Origin of the sequence: Aeromonas sp. R1-2, assembly GCF_040908505.1 — a bacterium.
GTDB classification, from domain to species: domain Bacteria; phylum Pseudomonadota; class Gammaproteobacteria; order Enterobacterales; family Aeromonadaceae; genus Aeromonas; species Aeromonas veronii.
The window spans coordinates 61,321-87,967 of record NZ_JBFODU010000028.1 but is presented as its reverse complement, the minus strand read 5'-3'; the positions used below and the strand labels follow the sequence as shown (position 1 = coordinate 87,967).

At 55.4% G+C, this 26,647-nt stretch carries 31 protein-coding genes and 1 pseudogene; 4 read left to right on the top strand and 28 right to left on the bottom strand.

Features of this window, described 5'->3' with window-relative positions:
* The first annotated feature begins 667 nt into the window (after positions 1 to 667).
* The gene (locus AB5Y76_RS11625; protein WP_368177727.1) at positions 668 to 1,642 is read left to right on the top strand and encodes a lytic transglycosylase domain-containing protein; all 975 of its coding nucleotides are present in this window, start codon (positions 668 to 670) and stop codon (positions 1,640 to 1,642) included.
* Here AB5Y76_RS11625 and AB5Y76_RS11620 read toward each other — a convergent pair.
* The 23 genes and pseudogenes from AB5Y76_RS11620 to lfgB form a co-directional block, all read right to left on the bottom strand.
* Complete coding sequence (locus AB5Y76_RS11620; protein ID WP_005336178.1) at positions 1,575 to 2,036, bottom strand: hypothetical protein; 462 nt, start codon at positions 2,034 to 2,036, stop codon at positions 1,575 to 1,577. The two genes, AB5Y76_RS11625 and AB5Y76_RS11620, sit on opposite strands and share 68 nt — an antisense overlap.
* Positions 2,023 to 2,970, bottom strand: a complete 948-nt coding sequence (lafU, locus tag AB5Y76_RS11615; protein WP_368177726.1) for a lateral flagellar motor protein LafU — start codon at positions 2,968 to 2,970, stop codon at positions 2,023 to 2,025. The genes AB5Y76_RS11620 and lafU overlap by 14 nt, the downstream gene beginning before the upstream one ends.
* On the bottom strand, positions 2,970 to 3,830 hold the full coding sequence (lafT, locus tag AB5Y76_RS11610; protein WP_216947466.1) for a lateral flagellar motor stator protein LafT: 861 nt from the start codon (positions 3,828 to 3,830) through the stop codon (positions 2,970 to 2,972). The genes lafU and lafT overlap by 1 nt, the downstream gene beginning before the upstream one ends.
* A 50-nt stretch (positions 3,831 to 3,880) precedes the next feature.
* On the bottom strand, positions 3,881 to 4,597 hold the full coding sequence (gene lafS / locus AB5Y76_RS11605; protein WP_064335303.1) for a lateral flagellar system RNA polymerase sigma factor LafS: 717 nt from the start codon (positions 4,595 to 4,597) through the stop codon (positions 3,881 to 3,883).
* Positions 4,598 to 4,604: 7 nt separating this feature from the next.
* Complete coding sequence (gene lafF / locus AB5Y76_RS11600) at positions 4,605 to 5,039, bottom strand: lateral flagellar basal body-associated protein LafF (protein WP_272868740.1); 435 nt, start codon at positions 5,037 to 5,039, stop codon at positions 4,605 to 4,607.
* Positions 5,040 to 5,098: 59 nt separating this feature from the next.
* Positions 5,099 to 6,181: a flagellar hook-length control protein FliK gene (locus tag AB5Y76_RS11595; RefSeq protein ID WP_368177725.1), complete on the bottom strand. Its 1,083-nt coding sequence runs from the start codon at positions 6,179 to 6,181 to the stop codon at positions 5,099 to 5,101.
* Positions 6,172 to 6,573 carry a LafX gene (locus AB5Y76_RS11590; RefSeq protein ID WP_342401366.1) on the bottom strand — a complete coding sequence of 134 codons (402 nt, stop codon included), beginning with the start codon at positions 6,571 to 6,573 and terminating at the stop codon, positions 6,172 to 6,174. Before AB5Y76_RS11590 ends, AB5Y76_RS11595 begins: the two co-directional genes overlap by 10 nt.
* Positions 6,574 to 6,632: 59 nt before the next feature.
* Complete coding sequence (gene lafC / locus AB5Y76_RS11585; RefSeq protein ID WP_005336195.1) at positions 6,633 to 7,025, bottom strand: lateral flagellar export chaperone LafC; 393 nt, start codon at positions 7,023 to 7,025, stop codon at positions 6,633 to 6,635.
* Between the two features lie 49 nt (positions 7,026 to 7,074).
* Complete coding sequence (lafB, locus tag AB5Y76_RS11580) at positions 7,075 to 8,361, bottom strand: lateral flagellar capping protein LafB (RefSeq protein ID WP_139400322.1); 1,287 nt, start codon at positions 8,359 to 8,361, stop codon at positions 7,075 to 7,077.
* A gap of 121 nt (positions 8,362 to 8,482) precedes the next feature.
* Positions 8,483 to 8,725 carry a flagellin gene (locus AB5Y76_RS11575; RefSeq protein ID WP_232297811.1) on the bottom strand — a complete coding sequence of 81 codons (243 nt, stop codon included), beginning with the start codon at positions 8,723 to 8,725 and terminating at the stop codon, positions 8,483 to 8,485.
* 438 nt (positions 8,726 to 9,163) lie between these two features.
* Positions 9,164 to 9,649: pseudogene (locus AB5Y76_RS11570) on the bottom strand (Lateral flagellin); the annotation flags it as partial.
* 249 nt (positions 9,650 to 9,898) lie between these two features.
* The gene (locus tag AB5Y76_RS11565) at positions 9,899 to 10,906 is read right to left on the bottom strand and encodes a hypothetical protein (RefSeq protein WP_342401365.1); all 1,008 of its coding nucleotides are present in this window, start codon (positions 10,904 to 10,906) and stop codon (positions 9,899 to 9,901) included.
* A 14-nt stretch (positions 10,907 to 10,920) separates the two neighbouring features.
* A complete protein-coding gene (gene lfgL, locus AB5Y76_RS11560) occupies positions 10,921 to 11,820 on the bottom strand; it encodes a lateral flagellar hook-associated protein LfgL (protein WP_368176150.1) in 900 nt (299 codons plus the stop codon).
* 11 nt (positions 11,821 to 11,831) lie between these two features.
* The gene (gene lfgK / locus AB5Y76_RS11555) at positions 11,832 to 13,169 is read right to left on the bottom strand and encodes a lateral flagellar hook-associated protein LfgK (protein WP_342401363.1); all 1,338 of its coding nucleotides are present in this window, start codon (positions 13,167 to 13,169) and stop codon (positions 11,832 to 11,834) included.
* The gene (locus AB5Y76_RS11550) at positions 13,169 to 13,567 is read right to left on the bottom strand and encodes a rod-binding protein (RefSeq protein ID WP_118854516.1); all 399 of its coding nucleotides are present in this window, start codon (positions 13,565 to 13,567) and stop codon (positions 13,169 to 13,171) included. The genes lfgK and AB5Y76_RS11550 overlap by 1 nt, the downstream gene beginning before the upstream one ends.
* Before the next feature lie 8 nt (positions 13,568 to 13,575).
* On the bottom strand, positions 13,576 to 14,682 hold the full coding sequence (gene fgIL, locus AB5Y76_RS11545; RefSeq protein WP_047438683.1) for a lateral flagellar basal body P-ring FlgIL: 1,107 nt from the start codon (positions 14,680 to 14,682) through the stop codon (positions 13,576 to 13,578).
* 8 nt (positions 14,683 to 14,690) lie between these two features.
* Positions 14,691 to 15,362 carry a flagellar basal body L-ring protein FlgH gene (flgH, locus tag AB5Y76_RS11540; RefSeq protein WP_040068881.1) on the bottom strand — a complete coding sequence of 224 codons (672 nt, stop codon included), beginning with the start codon at positions 15,360 to 15,362 and terminating at the stop codon, positions 14,691 to 14,693.
* A complete protein-coding gene (lfgG, locus tag AB5Y76_RS11535) occupies positions 15,362 to 16,147 on the bottom strand; it encodes a lateral flagellar basal-body rod protein LfgG (protein ID WP_005336212.1) in 786 nt (261 codons plus the stop codon). The genes flgH and lfgG overlap by 1 nt, the downstream gene beginning before the upstream one ends.
* 78 nt (positions 16,148 to 16,225) lie before the next feature.
* Positions 16,226 to 16,960 carry a lateral flagellar basal-body rod protein LfgF gene (gene lfgF, locus AB5Y76_RS11530; RefSeq protein WP_005336213.1) on the bottom strand — a complete coding sequence of 245 codons (735 nt, stop codon included), beginning with the start codon at positions 16,958 to 16,960 and terminating at the stop codon, positions 16,226 to 16,228.
* 9 nt (positions 16,961 to 16,969) lie between these two features.
* Complete coding sequence (flgEL, locus tag AB5Y76_RS11525) at positions 16,970 to 18,211, bottom strand: lateral flagellar hook protein FlgEL (protein WP_368177724.1); 1,242 nt, start codon at positions 18,209 to 18,211, stop codon at positions 16,970 to 16,972.
* An 18-nt stretch (positions 18,212 to 18,229) separates the two neighbouring features.
* Positions 18,230 to 18,937: a flagellar hook assembly protein FlgD gene (locus AB5Y76_RS11520; protein WP_279498791.1), complete on the bottom strand. Its 708-nt coding sequence runs from the start codon at positions 18,935 to 18,937 to the stop codon at positions 18,230 to 18,232.
* A gap of 3 nt (positions 18,938 to 18,940) precedes the next feature.
* Positions 18,941 to 19,366 (bottom strand): lateral flagellar basal body rod protein FlgCL, encoded by a 426-nt coding sequence (gene flgCL / locus AB5Y76_RS11515; protein WP_019444815.1) that lies wholly within the window; start codon positions 19,364 to 19,366, stop codon positions 18,941 to 18,943.
* 2 nt (positions 19,367 to 19,368) lie between these two features.
* Complete coding sequence (gene lfgB, locus AB5Y76_RS11510; protein ID WP_088868307.1) at positions 19,369 to 19,758, bottom strand: lateral flagellar basal body rod protein LfgB; 390 nt, start codon at positions 19,756 to 19,758, stop codon at positions 19,369 to 19,371.
* 59 nt (positions 19,759 to 19,817) lie between these two features.
* Here lfgB and flgA point away from each other — a divergent pair, with 59 nt between their 5' ends.
* From flgA to AB5Y76_RS11495, 3 genes are all read left to right on the top strand, one after another.
* Positions 19,818 to 20,609 (top strand): flagellar basal body P-ring formation chaperone FlgA, encoded by a 792-nt coding sequence (gene flgA / locus AB5Y76_RS11505; protein ID WP_318528162.1) that lies wholly within the window; start codon positions 19,818 to 19,820, stop codon positions 20,607 to 20,609.
* Positions 20,610 to 20,685: 76 nt separating this feature from the next.
* Positions 20,686 to 20,961 carry a flagellar biosynthesis anti-sigma factor FlgM gene (gene flgM / locus AB5Y76_RS11500; RefSeq protein WP_043821914.1) on the top strand — a complete coding sequence of 92 codons (276 nt, stop codon included), beginning with the start codon at positions 20,686 to 20,688 and terminating at the stop codon, positions 20,959 to 20,961.
* The gene (locus AB5Y76_RS11495) at positions 20,958 to 21,401 is read left to right on the top strand and encodes a flagellar protein FlgN (RefSeq protein ID WP_263718031.1); all 444 of its coding nucleotides are present in this window, start codon (positions 20,958 to 20,960) and stop codon (positions 21,399 to 21,401) included. Before flgM ends, AB5Y76_RS11495 begins: the two co-directional genes overlap by 4 nt.
* Before the next feature lie 17 nt (positions 21,402 to 21,418).
* Here AB5Y76_RS11495 and lfiJ read toward each other — a convergent pair whose 3' ends face one another.
* The 5 genes from lfiJ to fliFL are packed head-to-tail and all read right to left on the bottom strand — an operon-like array spanning position 21,419 to position 26,634.
* Positions 21,419 to 21,832, bottom strand: a complete 414-nt coding sequence (lfiJ, locus tag AB5Y76_RS11490) for a lateral flagellar protein LfiJ (RefSeq protein WP_263718030.1) — start codon at positions 21,830 to 21,832, stop codon at positions 21,419 to 21,421.
* A 9-nt stretch (positions 21,833 to 21,841) separates the two neighbouring features.
* Entirely contained in the window at positions 21,842 to 23,173 is a 1,332-nt protein-coding gene (gene lfiI / locus AB5Y76_RS11485; RefSeq protein ID WP_108614340.1) for a lateral flagellar FliI-like assembly ATPase LfiI, read from the bottom strand.
* The gene (gene lfiH / locus AB5Y76_RS11480) at positions 23,166 to 23,858 is read right to left on the bottom strand and encodes a lateral flagellar assembly protein FliH (protein WP_118854511.1); all 693 of its coding nucleotides are present in this window, start codon (positions 23,856 to 23,858) and stop codon (positions 23,166 to 23,168) included. The genes lfiI and lfiH overlap by 8 nt, the downstream gene beginning before the upstream one ends.
* Before the next feature lie 12 nt (positions 23,859 to 23,870).
* The gene (gene fliGL / locus AB5Y76_RS11475; RefSeq protein ID WP_263718029.1) at positions 23,871 to 24,899 is read right to left on the bottom strand and encodes a lateral flagellar motor switch protein FliGL; all 1,029 of its coding nucleotides are present in this window, start codon (positions 24,897 to 24,899) and stop codon (positions 23,871 to 23,873) included.
* Positions 24,886 to 26,634, bottom strand: coding sequence for a lateral flagellar M-ring protein FliFL (gene fliFL, locus AB5Y76_RS11470; protein WP_263718064.1), 1,749 nt, complete (start codon positions 26,632 to 26,634; stop codon positions 24,886 to 24,888). The genes fliGL and fliFL overlap by 14 nt, the downstream gene beginning before the upstream one ends.
* Between the last annotated feature and the right edge of the window lie 13 nt (positions 26,635 to 26,647).

Here is a 26,647-nt window from a genome sequence, read left to right as displayed (position 1 = left end):
CTGAAGGTGAGTGAGCAGGCAGATTGCCCCTCTAAAAACCACTTTGATCCACTTTTCCCCACCTTGAAGTTTAAGGACGTGCAGGGGGCTTTTCAAGCAAGGAGATGGGACAGAGGGAACATATTGACGCAGCAATTGCATGCTGCGGATTGAGTAGGTTGATTTTCCAAGAGTTATTGCTGAAAAAACAGAAAGTGATTAATAAGCAGCAAGTCGGTTAGCGGTCACTATCTGGGCGATATGATGAAACGGAACAATACCACGGCACAGAGCAAAATACTGACACATATCACTGGATAGATGATGTAACCATCTTTCGAACGGCGAGCACGCAGAGACACCAGCTGACAAAGCAACAGATTGTAAATAATCAGCAGGGATGTCAGCAGAATATTGGTGGCAAATGTCAGCTCTTGAGCGTAACCAATGTACAAGCCCATCAGAATGAAATTGGCGAGTATCAGATACAGCAAAAACTTCTGAATCGCTTTACCCGAATTTGGGCTCTTTTTTACTCGTGTTATCATGCTTGCTACGTCCTGGATTACACATGATCAGACGACCTTAAATTCAAAAAACTGTTGAGATATATCATGTTTTTATTATTGCGCGATCCTTGCTCAACAATTGCCCCATGACCCGGCTCGTTTTTTTGCTAATGAGCGGGATGTTAATGATATCAACATCTTGCCATGCTTATCACAATTATCACTGGCAAGCTGGTTTCCCAATCCCGATCCAGGGAAAAGGGGTCGACTTGGTCAGCCAGCAGCAACAATTCCTGCTGAAGCAGCGCCCTTATCTTCAACAACGTCTTGCGGAGACACAGCCCGTTATTCGCTGGGTCGCGGAACAGGTTCACGAACGCAAACTGCCGCCCTTGCTTGCCTTTGTTCCTTTACTGGAAAGCAGTTACCGATTGGATGTGGTCTCTTCTGCTGGCGCCGCAGGCCTTTGGCAGCTGATGCCAGATACCGCCACCCGATTTGCCATTCCCATCACCAGCGAATTTGATGGGCGCTATTCACTGCCATTGGCGACAGAGGCTGCCCTTTCCTATCTGGCATGGCTGTATCGCTTCTTTGGCAATGACTGGCTGCTTGCTTTGGCCGCCTACAACGCAGGAGAAGGGCGGGTACTCAATGCGGTTTTAAAAGCGGGGACACGTAATATATGGGAACTGGATCTTCCGACTGAAACACGCTTTTATGTCGCGCGCTTTGTTGCGCTGGCAAGACTGCTTGATATGGCTGACAGCTATCAGTTTCAACTTCCGCCATGGCACAGCGGCAATGACTTGCAAATATTCCGTCATCCGAACGGCTGCTCACTGCCCGCGTGGGCTCAGGCAAAAGGCGTATCAATGAATGAAGCCAGCCGCTGGAATCCGGCCTGGCAACTCCCTGTCGCGCAAGGGATAACCCATTGCCCTATCGTCTACAGCAAGGGCAAAGCCCCCACCGCCAACCAGAAGAAAGGGGCGACCGCCATTGTCAAAGCAGTCTCACTGGACAGTCTGCATGATCCCCTGTTGCTGAAAGCTGCCAGGGGGCTTGATATGAGTCGAGGCGAGATCAGACTGGAACGCTTGCCTGATCCTCTTGGGATTCAGCAGAAGCGGCCGCTAATTGCGGCACCATGAAACAGTGGCGCCAATGGCTCAGTACCGGAGCCAAATCAACCTCTTCAGGATATGACCAGCGAGCCCCGTAAAAGCAGAGCTGCCGACCAATAGCGCGACGATGAGTGATGTTGCAATCCAGCGCAATTCGCGGCAACAGGGAGAGCGTCACCGTTTCGGGTAATTCAAATCGGGCCGGAGCAAGGAAACCGACCCCGCCCGGGCCAATATCTTTTATCACTGCGCGGCCGATGCTCTTGTCAAACAGCAATCCGGAAATCAGCAATCTGGCCGCAATCCCGCAACTCTGTGACTCGAAAGGCGTTGTTCCATCGTGCAGATACCAGCGCGGCACCTTTCGGCGTGGATCATTGTGCGAGGTATGCAGCGGAAACTCGATCTCAGGGTCGTCCATGGGAAATCATCTCCTTGGCATGGGTGGTTGCCGCTTGCGTTTGGGAGCTGAAAAGTTGCTCCAGATTGGTTTCTGCCTGAGTTGTCATAACCAGCAATTCAATGCGCCGATTACGGCTGCTTTGCGGATTCCGGGTATCTTCCAGCATGGTATCAGCCATAGAGACCACCTGCGCGACCCGATCAGACGGCATGCCGCCCGCTAGCAATACCCGCCTTGCCATCATGGCGCGGTCTGACGAGAGTTCCCAGTTGGTGTAGTTGTCACCCGCAAACGGTGTACTGTCGGTATGGCCAGAAATCATGACCCGATTCTCGATACGCTGGAAAATGGGGGCCAATGCCATCAACAGGTGACGAAAAAATGGAGTGATACGGGCACTGCCACGGCTATACATTTCCCGATCAGCGTCATCGCGGATCAAGATCCGCAATCCTTGGGGAACAATCTGAATCTCGAGGTTATTGTTAGCTTGCATTTGTTCAGCCAGATCATTGATGAATCCAGCTAATTGCTGCATCTGGCCTTCACCTTCGAGCTTTCCAACCAGCAGATTTTCGTACCCGCCGTTAGGCCCATCTGAAAAAATGCTCTGACGGCGATCCATATGCCTGGGCATCAGCTGCCCCTGCTGATCGAACTTAGGGTTCAGCTCATCGATCACCGAGGGATTCCCCCCCAAATCGACAGGATAGGGGCTATTGCGTATGTCAAACGGGTTGGACTCACTGTCCATGATGCTGTAGTCCCGCAGACGGCTGGCAACAATTTCCCGCTCCTCCTGGTTAGATACCGCTAGGATCCAGAGCACCATAAAGAAAGCCATCATAGCTAACGTGAAGTCGGCAAATGCCACCTTCCAGGCACCCCCTCCTTTAGGGGCACTATTACGTCGCTGCTGGCGCTTGACGATAATCTGCTCGTGATTGCGCATTACATTGCCCTGTTGTTCACCCAATCTTCCAGTTCAAGGAAGCTTGGTTTGACTTCAGGCTCCAGGATCTTGCGACCTGAATCGACGGCCAGCAGCGGTGTCTTGCCACGCAACTGGGCAATCAGGATCGACTTGATACACATCAACAGGCTAATACGACGCCTGACCATCTCTTCCATTGCGTTACTGACCGGCTCCAGCAAGCAGTAACAGAGAAAAATCCCGATAAAGGTTCCCACCAGAGCGGCAGCTACATGAACGCCAATGTTACTCAGGGGGCCGTCCAATTGCTGCATGGTGATGATGATCCCCATCACCGCAGCAAGAATGCCGAAGCCCGGGCAGGCCTCGCCGGTCTTGTGCAAAGCATGGGCAGGCTTGAGCATGTCCTCTTCAATGGCCATGATCTCCTGCTCCAGCACGGTATCCAGTTCATGGGGTGTGATCTTGCCCATCCCGAGCAGACGCAGGTTATCGATTATGAAACCTAGCAGTTGGGGATCTTCCGAAATCTGGGGGTACATCAAGAAAACCGAGCTCTGCTGGGGATTTTCAATATGCTCGTCGAGCGCCTTCATCCCTTTGTTGCGAGTCTCCTCCAGCAGTTGATGCATCAGAGTCAACAGCTCACGATAGACCTCGCTCTCTTCGTTATTAGGAGGCTTGAAGCACATTTTGATCTGCCGCCACATTTCGTGCATCACCTCTTTCGAGTTGCCCAGAAACATGGAGCCTACCGCTGCGCCGATGATAATGATGAGCTCGGCTGGCTGCCACAAGGCGACGAGGTTCCCCCCGGCCATCATGAAGCCACCCAGCACGCATACTAAAATGACGCCGATGCCAATCTGTTTTTGCATGAATGTTCCCGCACGATACAAGAAGGGTCACCAGTAAAGGTGAAGCACTACTATATGGAGTCGACCAATCGCTGCTTTAGCTGAAGCACGCACTGCTTGTGCAGCTGACAAACCCGGGATTCGGTTAATCCAAGCACCAGCGCGATCTCTTTCATATTGAGCTCTTGCTGGTAATAGAGGGCAAGCAATAGCTGCTCGCGTTTATCCAGAGTGGCCAACACCTTGCTGATTGTCATCGCCATATCGACATCATCAGACTCGGTTGTTGGCGCCTTGCCACCATTCTCCAGCCACTCTTCCAGACTCTGTAGCGCTTCAGCCTGGCTGGCGTAGGACAACTGACGCACCTCATCCACCGAACAGTCGAGCGCAGCAGCAAGTTCTTGCTCTGAGGGGGGGCGCCCCAAACGATTGTGCAGTTCACGCTGCACCTGATTATGGCCGTGTACCTGCTGTCGCAACTGGCGAGGCCGCCAGTCCAGACGCCGCAGCTCATCGAGCATGGCACCACGAATCCGTTTGAAGGCGTAACTTTCAAACTGGGCATCAGGTTCACTACCATAACGACGCCACGCCTCCAGCAATCCCATCATCCCTACCTGTTCCATATCCTCCTGATCAAAACAGGCACTGACCTGGCTACGCAGGTGACAAGCAGCCCTCTTAACCAGAGGCAGATAGCGAGTCAGAATGGCCTGTTCACCAGTACGGGGAATTGTTGGCGTATCCGCAAACTCTTGTTGAGAATCCCAAGCAGAATCAGTCATATGGTAATTACTGTACCAGTACCTTGGTGATCAGCACTTCGTCCAGATAGGGCTTGTAGCCATATCCCTGCACCGTAGTGACCAGCTTGTCGCGCAAAGAGACCTGCAGCTTGGAAATATTCTGCAGCTCGACCTTTACGTCATCATGGGAGCGGTGGCTGAAATACTGCACCATGGCATTGCGGATCAGTGGAGTCAGCTCATCCAGCTTGGCAACCTGCTCCGGGTTGTAGGTCACCAGTGCCAGCTCCAGCACCAGATAATGGGACTGTTCGCCCCCTTCCAGACTGATAACGAAGCGCTCCATCGGCTTGAACAGCGGAGTGCTGCTCAGCTCTGGCTTTGGCTCTGCCAATCCGAGCCAGACTTCAATTACATCGCGTTTCAACCAGGCACCATATGCCAGCAAAACCAGCAGACACAGGGCAATGACGACAACCATCAACCACTTCATGACACGCCGCATAATGTAAAACCACTCTCGTTATTACGTGTTAAAAATCAGACCAGAGTATTGAGCCAGTCGTGCATCGTCCCCCATTGGGACTCTGGTTCATCCAACCACTGACGGCGGCCAGCCAGGATCTTCTCCTGTTGCCACCGATCCTGCTGCCCCTGCTCGCCGCCTTGCCCCACATTGACCTCAACGCCGCCGGCATGATGGGGAGCCAGGCTCATGCGCAAGCGCTCCATCGACTGGATCATTGCATCGCGCACCGCCGGGTTAGTCACATTCAACTGGACATTGAGCCGGTCACCATCGAGCTTGACGGTCAACTCCAATCGCCCGAGCTCTGGCGGATCCAGCCGGATGTGGGCCTGTTTCACCTGTTGATTGACTTGCAGCTCAACCTTGTCCTGAAGCAGGCTAACCAACTGTTGCCCCCACTGGCTCTGGTTGTCTGACAACCGGACAGGTGCCCACTGATAGTCGGCAGGTCGCAACGGCGTCGCAGCGAGTTGGCCAACTGCCAGCTGGCGAGCATCTGGCAGCCTGTTTTCTACCGCTGCGGTATCAGGCACATTTCCAGCATCGAAACCGGCAGCCATAACCGGCAAGGTGAAGCGGCCGGGCAATACACCGGTTTGCCCATTTGATTTGGCAAGCAAGGTAGAGAGCGCCTGTTCCGCAGCGGCAGAAACCGTCTCACGACGCGGCATCACCTCTTGCTCGGGCAGCGTGGTCGCACTCCCCATCAAGGCACGAAGAGAGGGCGGCAATTTGTTATCCACCACCACCTGCTGCCCACCAGTGCTACCTTCAGCTCGGGAAAAAGTACGGCTTACACGAAAACCATCAAGATCGGCATCACTTACTCTGACAAAGAGAGGAGGCACATTGGTAAACGCTTGCAGCTGTTCAACCGGGTCGCCTTCCGCTCCTGATTGTTCGCTCTCTGCTTCGTCTACCGGAACATCACTGGCAACCAACTCGGGCAAGGGCAACGCAAGCAGAGGATCAACCACCTCATCCAGCGGTTGATATAACTCCCCTTCACTGCCGGCTTGGCCGGACAAACGGTTCAAGGCCGTGACATCCGGCGAATTCACCGCATCAAAACCGCTAAATTGAATCAATCCCATTGCTCTGTCTCACCGTAAGCAGTCAAGCCTTCACGAATCGAAGAAAGCTGCTGCCACTCCTGTTTACGAATCAAGGTCTCCTGCTCGCAAAGCTGCAATGCTTGTCGATACAACACCCGGGCTTTATCTCTTGCTGGTTGCAACGCAGCCCAGAGTTGGGGATTCCGGCTAACTTGAGAGACAAATTGCGCGAAGCGTCCATCGGTTAGCCTGACAGCTTCCCACTGGCCAGCTTGCGCTTGTTGCAGCAATAGCGTACCCAACCCCAATAACTGGCGCTGGCGCGTCTGCAGTTCGGTCTCACGTAACACGGGCGCAATACCTGACATGACGAGCCCCAAAAAGAAGATGAACCAGCCCACAAGCAAGGAGTGGGCCAGACCGAGAACCAAGAAATTTCAATATGTTGGGCGTGAGGAAGAACAGAGAGGAAGGAAGTACTACTTCCGTATTACCGAGGATGACGCGCCATTGCTTCCCAACCCTCTTTCAGCTCTTGCAGGATTTTGCGCACTTCGGCAAATCCCTCAACATTGTTGGAAACGCTGATTTCGAACAATTTCTGACCGCAGTAGTCATAAAGACGATGCAGATTGACCGCCAGTTCGCCCCCCTTATTCATATCAAGTGCACTGTCCAGCCCACCCAGGATCTGCAGACACTTGTTGATGGCCAACCCTTTGCGCTCAAACTGTTTCGCCAAGATATGCCCTTCGGCTCTGGCAATCTCGTCAAGTAAGCCATCCATCAACATCAGCACCAGCTGATATGGATCGGCACTGGCCGCCTTGGCTTCTGTGGCAGCAAATCGATAGGCGTCGTAGCCATCTTCGGATTCAAACATGGGTCACTCGCTATTGCAGGTTCAAAACCAGTTCATCCAGGGAAAAAGCTTAAAGTGCTCCCATGGTCTGCATCATCTGGTTCATGGTGGTGAATTGATTGAGGTAACGCTTGTAAACAGACTCCATCCGTTTATCCAGCGACTCCATTTTATCATCAAGTCGCTTTTGATTGGCTTCCAATGTGCTCTTGCGAGTGGCCATCACCCCGTTGCTCTTGGAGAAAGGGTCGAGCACCTTGCTCATCCGCTTGAGCAAACCGTCATCCCCCATCAGCGCCTTGCCCAGCAGTTCAGGGTCCTTCTCGAGCGACTTTTTGAAATCAGAGTCACTAAACACCAGCTTGCCCGACTTCTCAGTTTTGATACCAAGCTGAGTCAGGGTCATGCCAGCAGGAAGATTGCGAACCGCGTTGGCCAGCGCACCTTTCAAACCTCGCACCGTGGCATCAGAAGCCAGTACGCCTTTCGCCTTGATATCGGTGGATGTCTCTTTGTTCAACAGATCCAGCAACTCATTGTAACTATCAACAAATTTCTTCAATGAGCCGGTGACGGCTTCATTGTCATAAGCCACTGTCACCTGCATCGGGCCATCGGTTGGCTTTTGCACCTTGGTGAGATCCAGCGTCAGCCCTTCAACTACGTTTTCAATTTTGTTGGTCGGCGACTTGATCTCCAGCGCACCGTCACCAACCCCCATCTTGATGATGGAGTCCTGACCCGGTGTGATCACCTTGCCATTGATAAAAGCCTTGCCTAACGCAGAAGCCGGGTCGCCATCATAGGTGGGGGTAAACACCTTGGCTACTCCGCTCTCTTTGCTGGTCAGCACCAGGTTAACCTTGCCATCCGTGCGGATCAGGCTTGCCTTGACCCCAGGGTTATCCGCCGAATCATTTATCGCAGAAACCAGACTCTGGGCTGTCGCCCCCGCAGGCAAGGTCGCCAAGTCGATAGCAAACGCCTTGCCATCAAGGGTGAACGACACTTTGCCGGTGGTTGGCAATAGCGCCTTTTCATCTGCCAGTTGCACCCCGAACTGATGGGCCTGTGCCAGTTGCTTGACCTCAAAGTTGTATTGCCCCGGGGTCGCCTTGCCATTGCTGGTGACCGTCATGATCCCCTCTTGTGAGAGGCTGGCTTTCTGGGCCTGCAACGCCGCCGGCTTGTTCAAATCTTTCAGCAGAGTCTGAAAGCTGGAGAGTTTGGAGTTAATGGATGACAGCGAACTCTGCTGCGCCTTGACATTGGCTAGCTGCCCCTTGAGCAGCTTGTCCATGTTCTTGCGCTCATTGGTCACCATATTCATCGCGGCTGAAGCGGGATCGACCTGCATATATCAACTCCTTCGGTATCAGGGCAAGACTTGCTTGTTGAAAAACGCTGTTTCGCCAGCACTTTTCAACCGGCAAGGGAAAGGAAAGAGGCCGCCACACAGGTAGCGGCCCTTATAGCGATTAACGCAGCAGACCGGTGACCATACCAGTCATCTGGTTTGCCTGACCCAGCACAGACATGCCAGCTTGCATCAGCATCTGGTTCTTGGTCATGTTGGTGCTTTCGGTGGCGAAATCGGCATCCATGATACGGCCCTTGGCGATATCGGTGTTCTCTTTCATGTTGGAGAGGTTGTTAACGGTGTGCTCCAGACGGTTGATATTGGCACCGAAAGCGGAACGTACGCTGGTGATATCCTGCATAAAGGATTCCAGCTCGCCGATGGCAGCCTGGGCATGCTTTTGTGACTTCAGACCGGTTTTCAGCGTCTCGGAATCCAGACCATCACCCACAGTCATTAATTTTGCAGTCGCGCCATCAAACGCTTTGGTAGCCTCATCCATAGCGGTTTTTTTAGGAACGATCGCCGTCTCTTGTGCTTCCAGCGCTTTTTTAGCGTTTGTTACTGCTGCTTGCAATCCACCAGTTTTGGCTGGATCGGTGTTATCCAACAGTGCCTTTTCAGCATCGGTCAGTGTCAGTTGCAGGGCTGGCAACTTATTATTTTCTGTATTGAAGTCGTCGGTAGCGGTTTTAAGCTCCCCCTGCTTGGTAGTAACATCGACTGAAATACCCTGCTCGGCGGCAGTCAGTGTTCTGCCCCCCACCACCTTCTTCAAGGTATCACCGATGGACACGGTCAGACGCTCGCCGTCAGCGCCACCGATCTGGAAGGTCACTTCACCCTTGGCGAACTTGCCGTTTTTGCTATCCAGCAGGTTTTCGCCACCGAAGGTGGTGTTGCTGGCGATATTTTTCAGCTCTTTGGTCAGCTCGCCAAATTCGGCGTTCATGGCGGCAATATCTTTCTCGCTGCTGGTGCCGTTGGCAGCCTGGGTAGCCAGATCCTTCATACGCTGAACGATATTGGTCATCTCGTCCATTGCACCTTCGGCAGTCTGCATCATGGAGATGGCATCCTGGGCGTTGCGCATACCGATCTTCTGGCTGTTGGACTGGGATTGCAGACGAGTAGCGATTTGCAGACCAGCGGCATCGTCAGCGGCAGAGTTGATGCGCAGACCGGTACCCAGACGCTGCATGGCAGTGCTGGCCAGCTTGTTGGTGGTGGTCAGTTGGTTCTGGGTAACCATGGATGCAAAGTTGGTATGAATTGACAGACTCATTTTCGTTTCCTCGAAATAGATGCTGCCACAGGCAGCGTTTGGGTTGACCCCAATGAAGAACGACCACGGCGTCGTGAAAATTAAATCTTTTTTTGCTGAACGGCAGTTTCTCTTGGCCCCCCGTTCGGATGCGAAACAGTGGGCCCGCGAGCAGATAGCGTCGTCACTGGCTCAAGAGGGCATCACAGAGATAAAAAAACCGCACAAGTCAGCTTGTGCGGTTTTTTACGAGGAGACAGCCCAGCGCTATCAAGTGAGTAACGCAACCACCCCTTGCCGAGTGACGTTGGCCTGCGCCAGCAGACCGGACATGGTGCCCATATAGCCGCCTTGTGAGAGGCGGGCGGCCAGAGAGGATTGCAACTGTGCCAGCTCTTCCTGTTTCAGGTTCTGACTGCGAGCCTTGACCTTATCCAGTTGCAGCACCATCTTCTGGCGAAACTGTTTCAACTCCCGAACCGATTGCTCAATCTCGCCAAGTACTTTTTGCAGCCGCTGCCGCTCCTGACGGATCTCCCCTTTGGCAATCCCTTCGGCCATGTGAGTAAGCGCTCCGGCCCTGGGCTTGAACTGCACCGGGATCGGGTTGCCTGCCGGGATACGAATCCCCTCGCCCCGGATCAGTACCGGCTCATCCAGTTTGCGACGATGGGGGTCAGCGACAGAGAGCTCCAGCTTGCCCAGCTCATTCAGCCGAGCCCGGATATGCTCTTTGCGCAGCGCCCGATCGAGTATGGTTGCGACCTCCCCCTCTCGTGCTCCGGCGGGGATGGTCACCTCCACCGCACTACTGCTTTGGGGGAAAGAAAACACCAGTCGCTCAGTGCTATTTTTGGCGCTTAATAAATCCAGATGCTCGGCACTGAACCGGGTGCGCAGCTCCTGAGGTGACGCAAGAAGTCTGGGCTTGAGCTCATCAGTCAAAGGGCCTCTTGGTTGGGTGACTTTCTCTTCCAGCATTTTTAAGCGGTTGGCAACGTCACTGCTGGCCAGCTCACGCTGACCTAACTGGCGTTCCAGCCGCTTCAATTCGCCCCAAACCTGATTGAGTGCCTGTTCCCCACCCTGAGCATGGGCAATGCGCTGTTGCGCTGCGCCGATCAGGGCCCATCTATCCATCCGGATAATATTGGGGTGGCGCTCGTTCTGCTTTCGATTTTCCGGAGTGTGAGCCTGTGCAGTTGCGCGGCCCTGCAACTTGGGCTTTGCCTGCGCCTCGGCAACGCCCCCAAGACGGGTTTGCTGGATCTGCATCATGACTCCTTCACTCGTTACGGCATGTAGTTGAACAGGCTAAGGCCATTAACCTTGGCAAAAGCTTGCTGCTGCACCTGCAATGCCATCAGGACATGGGCCTGTCGGGTCGCGGCCTCGACATAATCCAGCGACTCTATCTGGTTGCTCACTTCCTTGCTATAGACACCTTTCTCGGCATGGCTCTCGTCAATCTGATCCAGCAGATTGATCCGGGCACCAATCGTGCTCACCGCCTGGCTGATACTATCTTGCAGTGTCTGGCTGCGGCCGAGCATGGCTCGGGCTTGATCGACGGCGTCAGGTGCTGCGTCATTAATTGCCGTCACCATGCTATCGAGTCGTTTGAAAAAATCGTCAGGCTTCAGAAACAGCTGGTCAGCAGTCTGGTTCAAGCCCACGGTGACGCCGTTTGCAATACTGACCTCACGCACCAGATTGTCCCCCTGGTAGCTGTAGTCACCACTCGCCTGCTTTACCAATGCAGTCTGATCAACCTTGCTACCGGTAAAGAGGCTGGAGCCACTCTCGTTACGCGCATTGGCCAGATCCAGCAGACCATCCTTGATAATGGCGACCTCGCTGGCTACCGCTTTACGATCCGCATCCGACAAAGAGCCTGTTGCAGCTGTCTGGGTCAACTCCCGCAACCGCATCAGCATGTTGGTCATGGTTTCAAACTGCAGTTCCCCTTGAGAGAGCTGGCTCTTGGCGTTGGCAATATTTTTCTGGTACTGCGCCATTGCCACCTGCTCTTTCTGCAAGCCCAGCAGTTGCACACTACCAACAGGATCATCAGAGGGCTGAAGAATGCGTTTTTGCGTGGAGATTTGGCGATCAAGCCGGGCATATTCACCGAAGCCATGCTGCAAGTTGTCTAGCATGCTGAGCTGGATCTGGTTGGTACTGATGCGCATGGTCACCCTCCTCAGAACATATTCAGAATGGAATTGAAGAGTTGTTCCGAGGTGCTGATCACCTTGGCATTGGCCTGATAAGCCTTGGTGTAAGCCATCACTTTCACCCCTTCCTCATCGGTATTCACCCCGCTGACACTGCTCAGCTTGGCCGCCATCTGTTTTTCCATATTGGCATCGGCCTGCATGCTCGCTTTCGCCTGCCCGCTCTGCACCGCCATCTTGCCAAGCAGGGCACTATAGGCATCGTATTGGCCATTTTTTATCGTCAGCAGGTCCTGCAGGTTGCGGTTATCGCCCTTGCCACCACCGGCCTTGGCAAAAGCCAGGTCGTCTCCGGTAAAATCGACAGCGACTCGTAATGTTCCAGCTGGATTTAGCTTGTCATAGGTAAACATTTTTTTGCTGGTTGGCTTACCGGCTTCACCATTCCCATTAAGGTCAACCCCACCACTCTGCTTTGCATTGAATTCATCAGCAAGTTTGCTTGCAATTTGATTCAGCGCCTCTCTGGTCGGCCGCAATACTGTGGTGCGATAATCCATCACCCCCGCCAGCGAACCACCGTGCAATTTAGGAACTTCAAACGTCTGACCACCGAAAGCGAGGCTGAGTTTATCGCCAGCAAGCGCGAGAGTACTGCTGCTTCCCCCCAACACCAGCGGCTGTCCTTGGGGCAGGCTGATCGCGAAAGCGCCGTCACTCTGACGATTAACCCGCACTTCCATATAGGTCGACAACTCACGAACAACCTGTTCGCGACTATCTTCCAGCGCTGAGGTATTGACTCCCTTGGCTGCTTGATCGCCAATCTGGACATTCAATTCGGCCAGTTGTGACAGGTAGCTGTTCACTTGGGAAACCGTGCTGCTCAACTGATCGTCGATCTGTTTTTCCTGGGTGACCAGGCTCTCGTCCAGCTGGGTAAAGCGGTTGGCGAGCGCCCCAGCCGAGCTGACGATCTGGCTGCGCTGTGCCGGGGTTTCCGGACTGTCGAGCGCAGCACTGAGCGAGGCAAAAAAGCTGTCGAGCCCTTTTGCGATATTCATCGACTCACTGCCCAGCAACTGCTCTGTCGTATTGATGTACTGATGAAAGGCATAAGAAGAACCGGTGGCCGAACGGCTACGCCAGTGTTGAGCAACCAGATAGTCATCCGTTACCCTGCGTACACCTGTCACCTCGACACCGGCACCATTATCCAACCGCCCGAAACCGGACAGACTGCCCATCATGGCTTCCTGACGGCTATACCCGATGGTCTTAACGTTCGCGATATTCTGGGCGGTCAGGTTCAATGCAATCTGGGCTGCATTTAGTCCGCTGGCGCCGATATTGAGCAGTGACATCAGTCAACCTTCTTCATTTTTGCCGAGTTGAGAGGCTGGCTGAACGCAGCCAGGGTCTGCTGCTCTGAAGCGACCATCCCGTCCGGATTCTTTAATGACGGAGCCAGCTGGTTGACCATCTGCTCCCGCAGACCGATGCCACCACGTTTGACCATGCTCATCGCCAACTGGCTGTCATACATATCGCGATAGAGGGATTGTCCCTTGATGATCTTGTCGTCCTCATCCTGCAGGGCATCCGTCGCCGAGCGCATATGTTTGAGCACGGTTTGCAGAAAACTGACTTCAAACTGACCGGCTGCAGCATCCAGCGCGGCACGCTGATCCGGGTTGCTTTTGATTTGCTGCAATTCATTGAGATCCTGATAAAAACCGGGATCCGAGCTAATTCTGGTCATGATAATCCTTAGATAACCACCAGCTCACCCTCAAGGGCGCCAGCCTCATTGAGCGCTTGCAAGATGGCCATGACATCATCGGGGGTTGCCCCGAGTGAATTGACAGCCTTGACGATCACTTCCAAGGAAGTGCCATCCGGCCAGACAAACATGTTGTTACGTTCCCGATCGACCTGGATCTTGGAGTTGGGGGTCGTGGTGGTTTGCCCGTTGGAGAAGGCGTTGGGCTGGCTGACCGTCTGACTCTCGCCAATGGTCACCGTCAGACTGCCATGACTGACGGCAGCCTTGTGGACCTTGACCCCCTGCCCCATCACCACAGTACCGGTTCGACTGTTGAAGACCACCTTCGGCCGCTCCTGACCCGGATCCACCTTTATATCTTCCAACAGTGCCATAAACGCGATGCGCTGACTCTCGTCCCTGGGAGCAGCAACCTGAACCCGCCCGGCACTCACCGCGCGGGCAACCGGCCCCAGCTGATGATTGATGGCACGCTCCACATTGCGGGCCGTCTTGAAGTTGGGTTGGTGTAGATTGAGGGTCACTTCCGGCTTTTCGGCAAAATTGCTGACCACCTCTCGCTCGATGGTGGCGCCATTTGGGATAATCCCGGCTGTCGGCACGTTAATCGTGACCGATGAACCTGATTGCCCTTCCGCTTTCACCCCGGCGACGACCAAATTGCCCTGCGCCACGGCATAGACTTCACCGTCGATACCACGCAGGGGGGTCAGCAACAGAGAACCGCCACGCAGACTCTTGGCATCCCCAATGGAAGTCACGGTTACATCGAGCAACTGCCCCTTGCCAGCCAAGGCTGGTAGCGTGGCTTGGACCGAAACGGCTGCCACGTTCTTGAGCTTGGGATCGAGATCGTCCGGTAACTGCACGCCAAACTGCTTGAGCATGTTGGCCATGGATTGGCCGGTAAATTTGACCTGGCTTTTGTCACCGGTCCCGGAGAGACCGACCACCAGACCATAACCCACCAGCTGGTTGGTTCTCAGCCCCTGCACATCGGCAATATCCAGCAAGGCTCGTTTGGCCGGTGCGGCAGCCTGACTAACCCAGGGCAAGCAGAGACACAGCAGGGCGATAAACCATCTGTTCATGTGATTCCTCAAAATGGCGCAAACGCCGAGCTAAAGAAGCGGCCCAGCCACCCCATCTGGTTACTGTCGGCGAGGGCACCGCGACCGGCGTAGGTGATGCGGGCATCGGCAATGCGCTGGGACGAGATACGGTTGCTCTGATCAATATCCTCGACCCGCACCATGCCGCCCAAGCGGATATACTCATCCCCCTGATTGAGACGGATCCACTTTTCACCGCGGATCCCCAGCACTCCGTTGGGCATCACTTCTGCCACGGTCACGGTAATGGAACCTGCCAGGGTATTTTGCTGACTGGAGGTCGCTCCGCCATCAAAATCCCGATCCGCACTGAGGGCGGCCCCCCAGTCGGGGCGCAGTTTACCGCCAATAGAGGGGGCCGGCACATTCATGCTGCTGTTTTTGCTCATGCTGGTATTGGCTTTCTTGCTCGACTGGGTACGCTCTTCCAGCACCACGGTGAGAATGTCACCAACACGGTAAGCACGCCGATCCTGAAACAGGGTCATCATGTAGTTGCCCCGATAGAGGCCACCATCTTCGCCCTGCGCAGTCGCGGTCACCTTGGGACGGGATGGTGCCCATTTCTCGTCACCCGGCTCGGGTGCCTGCAGCTCATAGGTGGCACAGCCGCCCAGCAACAATACCAACCAGATATAACGCAGCATCGACTTCATCATTACAGAGCCTGAGTGACAAACTTGAGCATCTGGTCGGCGGAAGAGACCACCTTGGCATTCATCTCGTAAGCCCGCTGGGTCGTGATCATGTCGACCATCTCCTCAACCACGTTCACGTTGGAACTCTCCAGCGTGAATTGCTTGACGGCCCCCATCGCCTCTTCACCCGGTACACCTTCAATGGGCTCACCGGACGCGCCGGTTGCACGGTAGAGGTTGCCACCGAGCGCTTCCAGACCGGCCGGGTTGGCGAAATTGGTCAGGGTGATGCGGCCCAGCTCGACGTTCTCTTGCTGACCGGGCAACGAGGCGCTGACAGTGCCGTCGGTACCTATGGAGATCTTGGTGGCGTTATCGGGGATCTGGATCTGCGGCACCATGGGCAAACCATCCGCGTTAACCAGTTGCCCCTCGGCATTGCGATGCCATTGACCATTACGGGTATAGGCCGTCTCGCCATCCGGGCGCTCGACGCCGAAGAAACCGGCACCGACCACCGCCATATCCAGCTCCTGATTGGTGTTCTGGAACTGGCCGGAGGTGAAGACCTTCTGGGTACCGACTACCCGCACACCATTACCCATCTGAATACCGATAGGCGCCAGATTCTGCTGATCTTGCTGGGCACCCGGCTGGCGCTGCACCTGATAGAAGAGATCTTCAAAAGCAACTCGATCGCGCTTGAAGCCGACCGTGTTCACGTTAGCCAGATTGTTGGAGATGCTGGACATCTTGGCATCTTGTGCCGATAGACCCGTTTTACTGACCCATAATGCTGCGTGCATTGTTATTTCACCTTGTTCATCAAGCCTCATCCACAGGGATGTGGCAAGGCATCGGATATCTGCCCGATGCCGTCAATATCAACCCTGACCGGAAATCAATTTGGCCCCTTGTCGAGCCTGATCATCCGCCGCTTTCATCAACTTGACCTGCAGTTCGAAATTGCGGGTCAATGACATACTGCTGACCAGCTCATCCACGGCATTGACGTTGGCCCCTTCCAAAAAGCCGGATGCCATCACCACCTGCTCGCTGCTTTCGGCATCCCCCCCCTGGCGCATCCGGAACAGACCATCGTGGCCTTTTACCAGCTCAGCCGGATCAGGATTGACCAGCTTCAGGCGGCCTACATCAAGTCGGGCGCCACCACCCGGAGGGGTGATGCTCAGGGTGCCATCCTTGCCGAAACTGATGTCACGATAAGCGGGCAGCACCAGCTCGCCACCCTCCCCCAGCACCGGCCGACCATTGAGGGTCAACAGCCCGTCGGCATCGGCCTCCAGGTTACCAGCACGGGTATAGGCCTCTTTGCCATCAGGCGTCTGCACCGCCAGAAAACCCTCGCCACGAATCGCCACATCCAGCTTGCGCCCCGTCTGCATCAGAGGGCCAGCCTTGAAGTTGGTACCTGCCATCTCTTCTCGGGCCATTACCCGGCTCTGGTAACCATCGCCCGTCAGGGCATAAGCAGAAACCCGCTCAAAGTCAGCCCGAAAACCGGCGGTATTGACGTTGGCCAGGTTATTGGCCCGGATTTGCTGGGCCATCAGGGTATGTTGCGCCCCGGACATGGCGGTGTAGATAAGCTTTTCCACGGGTTACCCTTAGAAGGAGTTGAACAGAACCTGGGTCATCTTGTCAGCGGAACTGATGGTCTTGGCGTTGGCCTGATAGTTACGCTGGGACGTCATCAGGCTAACCAGTTCACCGGTCAGATCAACGTTGGAGCTCTCATAAGCCCCGGCGGTCAGCTTGCCCAAGGTGCCGGTTCCCGGCGCCCCCAGTACCGGCTGGCCGGAACTGAACGACTGTTGCCAGGTGGTGTTGTTGGTCTGCAGCAGACCATTGGGGTTGGTGAAGTTCGCCATCACGACCTGGCCCTGCAACAGGCTCTGACCGTTGGTAAAGGTGGCATAGACACCGCCATCGGCATCAACCCGTACACCGGTCAAATCGCCTGCGGTATAACCATTGGACTGGTTGCGAGTCGCGTTGAAGTCAGAGGCATACTGGCTCATCTTGCTGATGTCGATGGTGAGAGCGATATCCATAGCCCCTGGCGCCTTGATGGTTAGTAATGGGGTCTTGAAGGTTGCAAGGGTACCATTTCCACTGAACGTAAGAGTGTCAATGGAGGTATAAGCCACTGGAGACGCTGGCGGTTGCTCCGCGCCAGCCGCATCAATCACTTTGCCATCAAAGGTACTGTATCGCTCCCAAGTATTGTCGCCAGTTTTAACAAAATACTGGGTCAAGGTATGTTCTATGCCCAGAGAGTCATAAACCTTGCTGGATTGGGAATAGTTAAAGGTCTCTGACTTTGTCGGGTCGAACTTATTAGCAGCTACCGTCTGATCAATTTTGCTGGCATCCGCTTTGAGATTCGCCACAAACTCCAGTTTGTTGGATGGCTTGGCTGGCAGGCTGCCCGCCTTGACCTGAATATCCCCAACCACACCAGATTGCAGTTTGCCCGCGTCATCAGTGGTATAACCCTGCAGACGGGTACCACTCGCCGTGGTCAGGTAGTTACCGCTATCACGCTGGAACATGCCCGCTCTGGTGTAGGAGGTTTGTCCGCTGCCATCTTTCAGCACAAAAAAGCCACTGCCAGAAATGGCCAGATCCAACCCTCGCCCGGTGCGCATCACATCGCCGTTGCGATCGAAGTTCTGTGAGACGTTGTTCATCTCGACACCACCAGCCTGACCACCACCATAGATGGCAGCAAACTCGGCACGGCTGGATTTGAAGCCTGCGGTACTGGCGTTAGCAACGTTGTTACTGATAACGCTCAATTCCTGGTTTACGGCGCGCAGGCCGCTCAATCCGATACTGAAAGACACTGTGTCGCTCCTCTCTAATTACGCTGATTTGCCGAACTGGATTGCACTGAACAGCGGGACATCGCCTACACCGGCAACCTGCAGCATGATTTCTCCCGTACCGGGCAAGGCAACACGTTCCACCTTGCTCGCCACATAATTTTTGGTCGCCACCAGGGTCTTGCCCGCCGAGGCCTTGACCTCAAAGCGGTACTCTCCGGCAGGAAGGGGGGGCAGTTCATAATCCAGCCCGCCCGCCTTGCTCTCACCCCAACTCTTGCTGGCCACCAGCACGCCGTGCTGGTCATACACTTTGAGATCCACTTGCTCCACCGCACCTTGCAGCTCGATTTGACCGCGGATCTTGTGCTCTTGCTGTTGTTTAAGGGTTTTGCTCGGCACCATGACCTCTTTGTCGACCAAAGCGGTACTCTGCAACACCTGCTGGGTATCCATCTTGGTGTTGCTCTGTAGCTGAAGCTTCTTCAGTCCTTCGACGCCCTCTACCATGCTGAACTGGGCCAGCTGGGCAACATACTGGGCTCCATCAAGTGGGTTGGTGGGATCCTGGTTCTGGATCTGCGCCACCATCATCTGCAGGAATTCGTTACGCAGTTGCATCCCGCTATTCTGATTGGCTTGCGTTTCCTGAGCAGCACCGGCGCCATTGCTGGCGATCTTGGGGTCAGCAACAGCCTGACCTGTACCACGCGCCGTATCCAGACTGCTTATCTGTGGCAGACTCATGGCTTAGGCTCCCTGACCAAGACGCAACAAACCTTGCTGCATACTGTTGATCCGGTTGATCACCTCCACCGAGGTTTCAAAACCGCGAGAGGCGCTCATCATGTCGGCCATCTCTTCCACCACATTGACGTTGGAGTAGTAGACAAAACCATCCTGATCGGCCATCGGGTTGGTCGGCTCCAGCCGTTTCTCTACCTGACGGTCGGACTGTACGATACCCGCCACTTGCACCGACGCAGCCCCGAGGCCATCGGCATCCTGAATCTTCTGATAGAGAGTGGAAAAAACCGGCTTGATGGCACGAAACGCGGCGTCTTCACTGGCGGCCGCGCTATCCACGTTGGCCAGGTTGGAGGCAACGGTATCCAGCCGCACGGTCTGGGCGCGCATGGCACTGCCAGCGATGTCATAAATCTTGTTGAACGACATGGTTAACGGCCCTCGATCGCCTTGGCGATCCCGGTAATCTTCATATTGAGGAAAGTGAGACTGGTCTGAAAATCGGTGGCGTTGTTGGCAAATTTGCCCTGCTCAACCCCCAATTCGGCGGTATTGCCATCCATGGAGACCTGATAAGGAATGCGATAGAGGGGGTGACGCATATCGTCACGCATGGTGCCCTGGTTGATGGCCTGACTCTCCTCGCCCGCAGCAACTTGCTGCGCGACACGGCCCAGAATCGTCTTATAATCGACATCCCGAGCCAGATAGCCCGGTGTATCCACGTTGGCCAGATTTCCCGCCAGAATACGCGCCCGCTCCGCCCTGACATCGAGGGCATAAGGGTGTACGCCGAGGGCGCTGTCAAATGAGATACTCATGCTTCATCCTTTATCGTTCACTCAGACCGGGGTTACCCTTATCAAGACTCATGCCAACCATGAAGATACCTAGTTTCAAGCGGTTACCATGCACCATCCGCCGCAAGCAGATGAAAAATGAGGAAGTGCGACTTCCCGTGTGGAAATGGAGCGGCATCCTCTGGCTACTGCTGAGCGCATTCGCGCACGGTGCCCCGCAGGTGCAAAGCGCCATGCTTGAACAGTTGCTTGAACAAGATGCCCGCCAGAGTCTTGATGACTACGTCACCCAACAGGGATGGCCCGCAGCCTCAGGGGAGTTTAAGGTCTGGCTTGCTCCTTCCGCCGAGCACCTTCCTCCCTGTCCCTCACACTCACTCTCGTTACAAGCAGGTGGCCAGTATCGGCAACCCTGGGGACGACGCCCCTATCTCATCGAATGCACAGATCCCGTCTGGCAGGTGCGCGGGCGGGTAGATGTCTCGCTACTGTTGCCGGTCTGGGTTGCTGCACGAGATATCGCAAAAGGCCAGGCCATCAGCGCCAGCGATCTGGTAGAGAAAGAGTTGGATGTCAGCCGCATACAGCGCGGGTTTACCCCGAGCAATCACTCCCTGCTGGGCCATAAAAGCAACCGGCATCTGAGAAGCGGACAGCTCATCGGTGAGCTGGACTTACAAAAAAGTTGGGCGGTCAAACAGGGGGAAGGGGTACTGATCCGCGCAGGGAAAGGTGAGTTCTCCGCCACAACCAGAGGGGAGGCCCTCGATAATGGCGAAATAGGCGACGGGATCAGAGTGAAAAATCTTAGCTCTGGCAAAGAGATACAGGCATGGGTGACTGATATAGGGGAAGTTGAAACCCGTTTTTGAACCAAGATCGCAATTTGATTCAAGTTCGACAAGCCTTGGGTCGCTTGTCATAGACAGACCATCAGGAATTTATGTTATGAAAATTACCCGTACTGACTCGCTCTATATTCAAAACCAGCCTGGCCGCAAACCGGATGTCACGACCAAGCCGGAAACCAGATCCGCACAGTCATCCGAAACCCGGATCAGCAGCACAGCGCAGTCAGTAGCCAACGCCCGCAGCCAGCTGGCCACCACATCCGACGTCGACATGGACAAGGTCAACGAGATCCGCAAAGCCATCAGTGAAGGCAAGCTGGAAATCGATCTGGATGCGCTGGGTCAGGCCATTCTGGATATGCATCGCCGATGAGCGTGGATACCAAGGCCACCGTCAAGGCATTGATCCTCGGGATCCAGCAGGATTACAGCCACTATACCGAACTCACCGCCCTGTTGCTGCGCCAACATGCACTGCTGGCAAGCCATGATGTCGATGGCCTGCAAGTCCATAACGAGCAGCAGACCGCGCTGATGGCCAAAGTGACACAACAGGCAAAGTTACGCTGCCAGCAGCTGCAGACATTGGGCCTCAAACCCGATGAGAAGGGGATGGCCACCCTGATAGCCAAGCTGCCACTTCCCCTGCGCACCACGGTAACCAATCAATGGCAACAGCTTGAACAGCTGCTGCACCAGTGTCTGCGCCAGAATGATCTCAATGGCCGCCTGCTGGCAGGCCAGATGGAGACGATTCATTCGCTGTTGGGACAAGAGTCAGGTTATCGCGACCCGGACAGCATTACGGATTAACCTTGCGCCTTACTCCCTTACTCTTGGCGGGTCAGGTGACGCAAACTCGCCAGCTCATCCAGCTGCAGTTGATCCCGCCTCTCCTGCTGCTGGCGAGCAACATCATCACGTCGTGCCAGCAATAGCTCCAGCCCCTTGACCCGCCCGAACTGCCGGACAAGTTCCCCTTCGTGGCGCTCCAGATCCAGTCTGGCCAGCGCAGATTGCTGCACCTGATGGGAGAGCAAACGGCGCAACTGGCCATCCATCTGTTGCTTGTTTTGCCATAGCAAAGGGTGAAACTTGTCGGAACCGGGTCGCAGCGAGGAGATCACTTCCTGCAATTTGTGTGCTCGCAGCTCTTCCCGCAACGCCAGCTCCCGCAAACGCTGACGCTCGGCGCCAAGATTTTCCAGCTCTTCCTGTTGCAACCCCAGATAAGACTTCAGCATAACGAATCCTTATCCCTGCCCCAGCACCTGCTTGAGACCAACCATCACCTGTTCAAAGGCCATCTCTTCATGCAAGCCTTGCTGCAGAAATGCCGCAATCCCCGGATAACGCTGAACAGCTTCATCCATCTGCGGATCGGCCCCGGGTTGATAACCACCCAGTGGCAGCAGCTCACGCACTTGCTGATAGCGTCCCCACAGCTGGCGCAAGGTGACCGCCAGCTTTTGCCATTCGGCAGGTACGACTTGCGGCATAACCCGACTGACCGAGGCACCGATATCGATGGCGGGATAGTGGCCCTCTTCCGCAAGACGGCGGGTCAGCACGATATGACCATCGAGAATGGCGCGCGCCGCATCGACCACCGGATCCTGCTGGTCATCCCCTTCCGCCAGCACTGTGTAGAACGCACTCAGACTGCCATCCGGATGTGTGCCGTTACCGGCTCGCTCCACCAGCTGGGTCAGCATGCTGAATACCGAGGGCGGATAACCCCGGGTCGCGGGGGGTTCACCGATAGCCAACGCAATTTCCCGCTGCGCCTGGGCATAGCGAGTCAGTGAATCCATCAGCAGCAGCACATCCTGCCCCTGCTCACGGAAATACTCGGCAATCCGGTGGCATAGCTGGGCTGCTCGCAACCGCATCAGGGGAGATTGATCCGCTGGCGCCGCGATGACCACCGCGCGAGCCAGACCTTCCGCCCCCAGACTGTGTTCGATGAATTCGCGCACTTCACGGCCCCGCTCACCAATCAGTCCCACCACCACAATCTGGGCTGCGGTATTTCGGGTCATCATGCCCAGCAACATACTCTTGCCTACCCCCGAGCCGGCGAACAGCCCCAAACGCTGGCCCTTGCCAACCGTCAGCAGGCCATTGATGGCGCGGATACCGACATCCAGCGGTTCACGTACCGGAGTTCGCAATAGCGGATTGGGGGGAAGAGCAAACAGGGGGACACTGTCACCAACATCGGGTAACGGCTGCCCGTCGAGGGGCTGCAGCAGTCCATCGAGTACCCGCCCCAGCAGATGACTACCAAGCCGAACGGTTTCCTCTCCATCGATCGGTTCGACCTGAGCCCCCGCGAAGAGGCCACTCATCGGCTGCAGCGGCATCAGGTAAGAGATATCCCGGTTAAAACCGACGACCTCGGCCAGCAAGGGGGCGCCACTTGCCGTGCTGACACGACAACGCTGCCCCATCACAAGTTGGCAGCCGACTACTTCCAGAGTCAAACCGGTGACTCGCACCAACCGGCCAAAGCGACGAAATGCGGGTAGCTCATCCAGATTGTCCAGCGCACTGGTCAGTGCCTGCTGCAAGGCTTCATGCATCTTGCGGCACGTCCAGCGAGCTGTTGAGCTGTTCGATGCAGGTTGCCAGGCGGGAGCTGGTGCTTACCTCGACGACGGCAGCGCGCGTTTCGATACGGGCATCGCCTACCCCAAGTGCTGCATCAACTTGCAATGGCCACCCTTCGCAGCGAGTCACCCCCTGCTCGGCGAGTCGCTGTCGGTCTCCCTCATTGAGGTAGATCACCAGCTCTTCCGACCCACTCGGCAAGGTAGCCAACGCCTGTTCGACCTGATTCATCACCTGCTGCGGATTGAGGGTGAACTCGGCCATGATGACCCGCTTGGCCACCTGCGCCACCAGCTGGGCAATCAGCTCTTTCTGCTCGGCCATCCGGGCCCGGCTCAGTGACTCCCACTGCTCTTGCAGCTTGGCAAACGGCACCATTGCCTGTTCGAAGGCGGCTCGCCCCTCCGAAAGGCCCTGAGCAAACCCGCGGGTTTGCCCTTGTTGCAAACCGGTGCTCTCGCCTTCCTGCAGGCCGCTGGTCAGCCCTTGCTGATAGCCAGCCTGATAGCCTTCGTCATGACCTTGCTCCAGCCCCTGCTGATAGCCGAATTCAAACTGTTCTTGCTGACTCCGTGCCTCTTCCCCACTCTGACCGAGCGCAGGGAAACGATACAGACGGGTCGCCCCAGGCATCAATTTGCGCACATTGTGACTCATGAATGCCTCCTGTTAACTGACGGTGGGCTCTTCGAACAGCTGGAACTCGATCTCGCCCTGCTCCACCAACTCGCGGACCAGTTGCATGACCTCTTCCCTTGCCTGCTCGACCTTGCGCAAAGAGACACTGCCCTGGTTCTGGATCTGATCGTCCAGCGCCTGAGCCATCCGCTTCGGCATGGCACCCAACACCACCTTGCGGAAACTGGTTTCGGTGTTCTTGAGAGCCAATGCCAGCAATTCGCTGGGCAGCTCCTGCACCAACCGTTGCAAGGTGTCGTCGCTCTGACGGCGCAACGCCATGAAATCGAACATGTTCTTCTCGATTTCCAGCGCCATGTCACCGTCGTGTTCACGCAACAGGGAGAGCATCTGCTCCTTGTCCCCCTGATAACGGTTGAGAATATCGGCTACCTGCCGTACCCCGTTTACCTTGGCACCGGATTGATCCGCCACATAGGTGAGACAGCGATCCAGTGTCAGCCTGAGTTCGCCCAGCACATGTTCACTGACACTGGTGAGACTGGCGACGCGCACCAGCAAATCGTCATGCACCGAGCCGGGCAAGGCATCAAGCACGGCGGACGCAGTCTGGGGCGGCAGGAAGGCCAGCAGCACAGCCTGCATCTGGGGATGCTCGTTGCGGAAGAAACGGGCAAGCACATCGGCAGGTACCCACTGCAGACGCTGGATATCCTGGCTCATCACATCGCCGTACAGACTGTCGAGCAGACTACGGGAGAGTCGTTGCCCCAGAGCAAGATCCAGCGTCTGTTCCAGATACTCCCGTGAAGCACTGCCAATTCCGCTCTGCTCACGGTAGTGATTGAAGAACTGCTGCAACGTCCACTTGGCTTCCATCGAGCTGACGCCAGAGAGAAAGGCCATCTTGGAAATCAAACGTTGCACCTCGTCACGGGAGAGCTTTTGCATTACCTTGGCAGCAGACTCGGTCCCCATGCTCAGCAACAAGATGGCGGCCTTCTCAAGGTTGTCGATATCGATATCAACGGCACTCTGATTCAAGTTAACGCTGTTCATTGCCACTCACCCATGCTCTGACAACCTCCGCCACCCGGGCGGTATCTTTTTCAACCAGCAACTGCAAATGCTTGAGCTGAACCTCCAGCTCGGATCCAGGTTCCGGCAACGACTCCATATCGAGTGACGAGAACTGGGGCTCCATCTTGTTGTCAGTACGGATCAGACTATTTGAAAGTGCAGACGTCAGCTGGGGATCATCGTCATCCCTGCGCATGGACAATCCGACAGTGGGCTCCAGATCTTCCTCAGTCTCACTCATTTCCATATCCGGCTGTTGCTGGGTACGAACCAGATGTTTCACCAACGGCCGAATACCGAAGAAGACCAGTGTCAGGCCAAGCAAACCGCCGACCAGATAACGCAGGGAGTCTTGCCAATAAGGGGTTTCCCACCAGCTGGATTCGGGAGCGGCTACTTGTACTGCACCATTGAAATCGAAGGCCTGCAGGCTGATCTGATCGCCACGCGTCTCATCGAAACCGACTGCACGCTCCACCATCTGACGGATCTGTGTCAGTTGCTCGGCACTCCAACCTCCTTCTGGTGCGATCTGCTGGTTAAGCAGAATGGAGACGTTAATTCGCTCCAGCCGCCCCTGCTGGTAACGGGTGTGCACTATGGTGCGACTGTTTTCGTACTGCTTGCTGATTTCCTGACGCTCGGTACGAGTGTCGTTCTGTTGTGTCGCGGTATTGGCATTTGCATTGCCTTTGTCAGCACCAGCCTTTTCATCTTTTGCCGCCGTTTCAGGCGGGCGGTTGGATAACGCCCCCGGGATCCCCATCGCCAGCGCATCGATAGTCTTGTCGGACTTGTTGGACTCTTGAGTCACCACACCTTGCGGATCGAGCTGCTGCTGGGTCTCTTCGACGGCATTGAAGTTCACGTCTGCCGCGATCTGCACCTTGAAATTGGTGCTGCCCAACATGGGATAGAGCATGTCATTGGCACGCTGACGGATATATTGTTCCAGCTTGCGGACATACTCCATCTGTTGGACACTTTGCTTGCCAAAACCGACCTTGTCCCCCAGCTCTGCGCTGAGCAACTGGCCAGATTGGTCCACCACGGTCACAGCACCAGGTTTCATTCCGGAAATACTGCCCGCCACCAGATTGGCAATCGCCTCGACCTGACCCGCTTCGATGGATTGGCCCGGTTGCATATCGAGCATTACCGATGCGCTGGGTTTCTCCTCATCGCGCCCCACGAACAGCGTGCGTTTCGGAATAGCCAGATGAACACGGGCACTGCGCACGGCATCGAGCGCTATGATAGTACGTGCCAGCTCCCCTTCCAGGGCATGACGATAACGCGCCCCTTCCATGAATTCGCTGGTACCCAGTCCGGTTACGTTGTCCAGCCCTTCCAGACCAGAAGGCATGGCTGCACGCACCCCTCGTGCAGCAAGCGCCATCCGGACATGAGCCAGCTGGTTTTCAGGAACCAGTACCTGACCGGTGCTCTTTTCCAGACGGAAAGGCACCTGCTCTTTCTCCAGCATCTCCATGATGTTGGCGGTATCGTATAGCTCCTGTTTGCCATACAGGGGTACATAGTTTTTGCTGGAGGTCCACAGGATAACGACTATGGTGCCTGCCACAATGGCAGCCAGCAGAGCAATGGTCAGGATCGATTTATTGTCACGGGAGAGGGTACGCCAGTTGCGTAATCCCTCTTGTAGCCTGATTTTGAGCGAATCAGGGGCTGCCCCCTGAGGAGACGTTACCAGTTCAGTCATCTGT

Bases quoted from the DNA above. Each gene is read 5' to 3' on its own strand.
- flgM (WP_043821914.1), top strand. From the start codon at position 20,686: ATGAAAATTACCCGTACTGACTCGCTCTATATTCAAAACCAGCCTGGC.
- lfgG (WP_005336212.1), bottom strand. From the start codon at position 16,147: ATGCACGCAGCATTATGGGTCAGTAAAACGGGTCTATCGGCACAAGAT.
- AB5Y76_RS11565 (WP_342401365.1), bottom strand. From the start codon at position 10,906: ATGATGCAGATCCAGCAAACCCGTCTTGGGGGCGTTGCCGAGGCGCAG.
- lfiH (WP_118854511.1), bottom strand. From the start codon at position 23,858: ATGAGTCACAATGTGCGCAAATTGATGCCTGGGGCGACCCGTCTGTAT.
- flgH (WP_040068881.1), bottom strand. From the start codon at position 15,362: ATGATGAAGTCGATGCTGCGTTATATCTGGTTGGTATTGTTGCTGGGC.
- lfiI (WP_108614340.1), bottom strand. From the start codon at position 23,173: ATGCATGAAGCCTTGCAGCAGGCACTGACCAGTGCGCTGGACAATCTG.
- lafC (WP_005336195.1), bottom strand. From the start codon at position 7,025: ATGTTTGAATCCGAAGATGGCTACGACGCCTATCGATTTGCTGCCACA.
- lafU (WP_368177726.1), bottom strand. From the start codon at position 2,970: ATGCGCAATCACGAGCAGATTATCGTCAAGCGCCAGCAGCGACGTAAT.
- flgCL (WP_019444815.1), bottom strand. From the start codon at position 19,366: ATGTCGTTCAACAAGATTTATGACATCGCTGGCAGTGCCATGCGCGCC.
- AB5Y76_RS11625 (WP_368177727.1), top strand. From the start codon at position 668: ATGTTAATGATATCAACATCTTGCCATGCTTATCACAATTATCACTGG.
- lfgB (WP_088868307.1), bottom strand. From the start codon at position 19,758: ATGAGTATCTCATTTGACAGCGCCCTCGGCGTACACCCTTATGCCCTC.
- lfgL (WP_368176150.1), bottom strand. From the start codon at position 11,820: ATGCGCATCAGTACCAACCAGATCCAGCTCAGCATGCTAGACAACTTG.
- AB5Y76_RS11495 (WP_263718031.1), top strand. From the start codon at position 20,958: ATGAGCGTGGATACCAAGGCCACCGTCAAGGCATTGATCCTCGGGATC.
- flgA (WP_318528162.1), top strand. From the start codon at position 19,818: ATGAAGATACCTAGTTTCAAGCGGTTACCATGCACCATCCGCCGCAAG.
- AB5Y76_RS11550 (WP_118854516.1), bottom strand. From the start codon at position 13,567: ATGACCAGAATTAGCTCGGATCCCGGTTTTTATCAGGATCTCAATGAA.
- AB5Y76_RS11575 (WP_232297811.1), bottom strand. From the start codon at position 8,725: ATGCAGGATATCACCAGCGTACGTTCCGCTTTCGGTGCCAATATCAAC.
- AB5Y76_RS11595 (WP_368177725.1), bottom strand. From the start codon at position 6,181: ATGGGATTGATTCAATTTAGCGGTTTTGATGCGGTGAATTCGCCGGAT.
- AB5Y76_RS11520 (WP_279498791.1), bottom strand. From the start codon at position 18,937: ATGAGTCTGCCACAGATAAGCAGTCTGGATACGGCGCGTGGTACAGGT.
- AB5Y76_RS11620 (WP_005336178.1), bottom strand. From the start codon at position 2,036: ATGGACGACCCTGAGATCGAGTTTCCGCTGCATACCTCGCACAATGAT.
- lfiJ (WP_263718030.1), bottom strand. From the start codon at position 21,832: ATGCTGAAGTCTTATCTGGGGTTGCAACAGGAAGAGCTGGAAAATCTT.
- lafT (WP_216947466.1), bottom strand. From the start codon at position 3,830: ATGCAAAAACAGATTGGCATCGGCGTCATTTTAGTATGCGTGCTGGGT.
- fliGL (WP_263718029.1), bottom strand. From the start codon at position 24,899: ATGAACAGCGTTAACTTGAATCAGAGTGCCGTTGATATCGATATCGAC.
- lfgK (WP_342401363.1), bottom strand. From the start codon at position 13,169: ATGTCACTGCTCAATATCGGCGCCAGCGGACTAAATGCAGCCCAGATT.
- fgIL (WP_047438683.1), bottom strand. From the start codon at position 14,682: ATGAACAGATGGTTTATCGCCCTGCTGTGTCTCTGCTTGCCCTGGGTT.
- lafF (WP_272868740.1), bottom strand. From the start codon at position 5,039: ATGGTTGTCGTCATTGCCCTGTGTCTGCTGGTTTTGCTGGCATATGGT.
- lafB (WP_139400322.1), bottom strand. From the start codon at position 8,361: ATGCAGGTCGATCCCGCTTCAGCCGCGATGAATATGGTGACCAATGAG.
- lafS (WP_064335303.1), bottom strand. From the start codon at position 4,597: ATGACTGATTCTGCTTGGGATTCTCAACAAGAGTTTGCGGATACGCCA.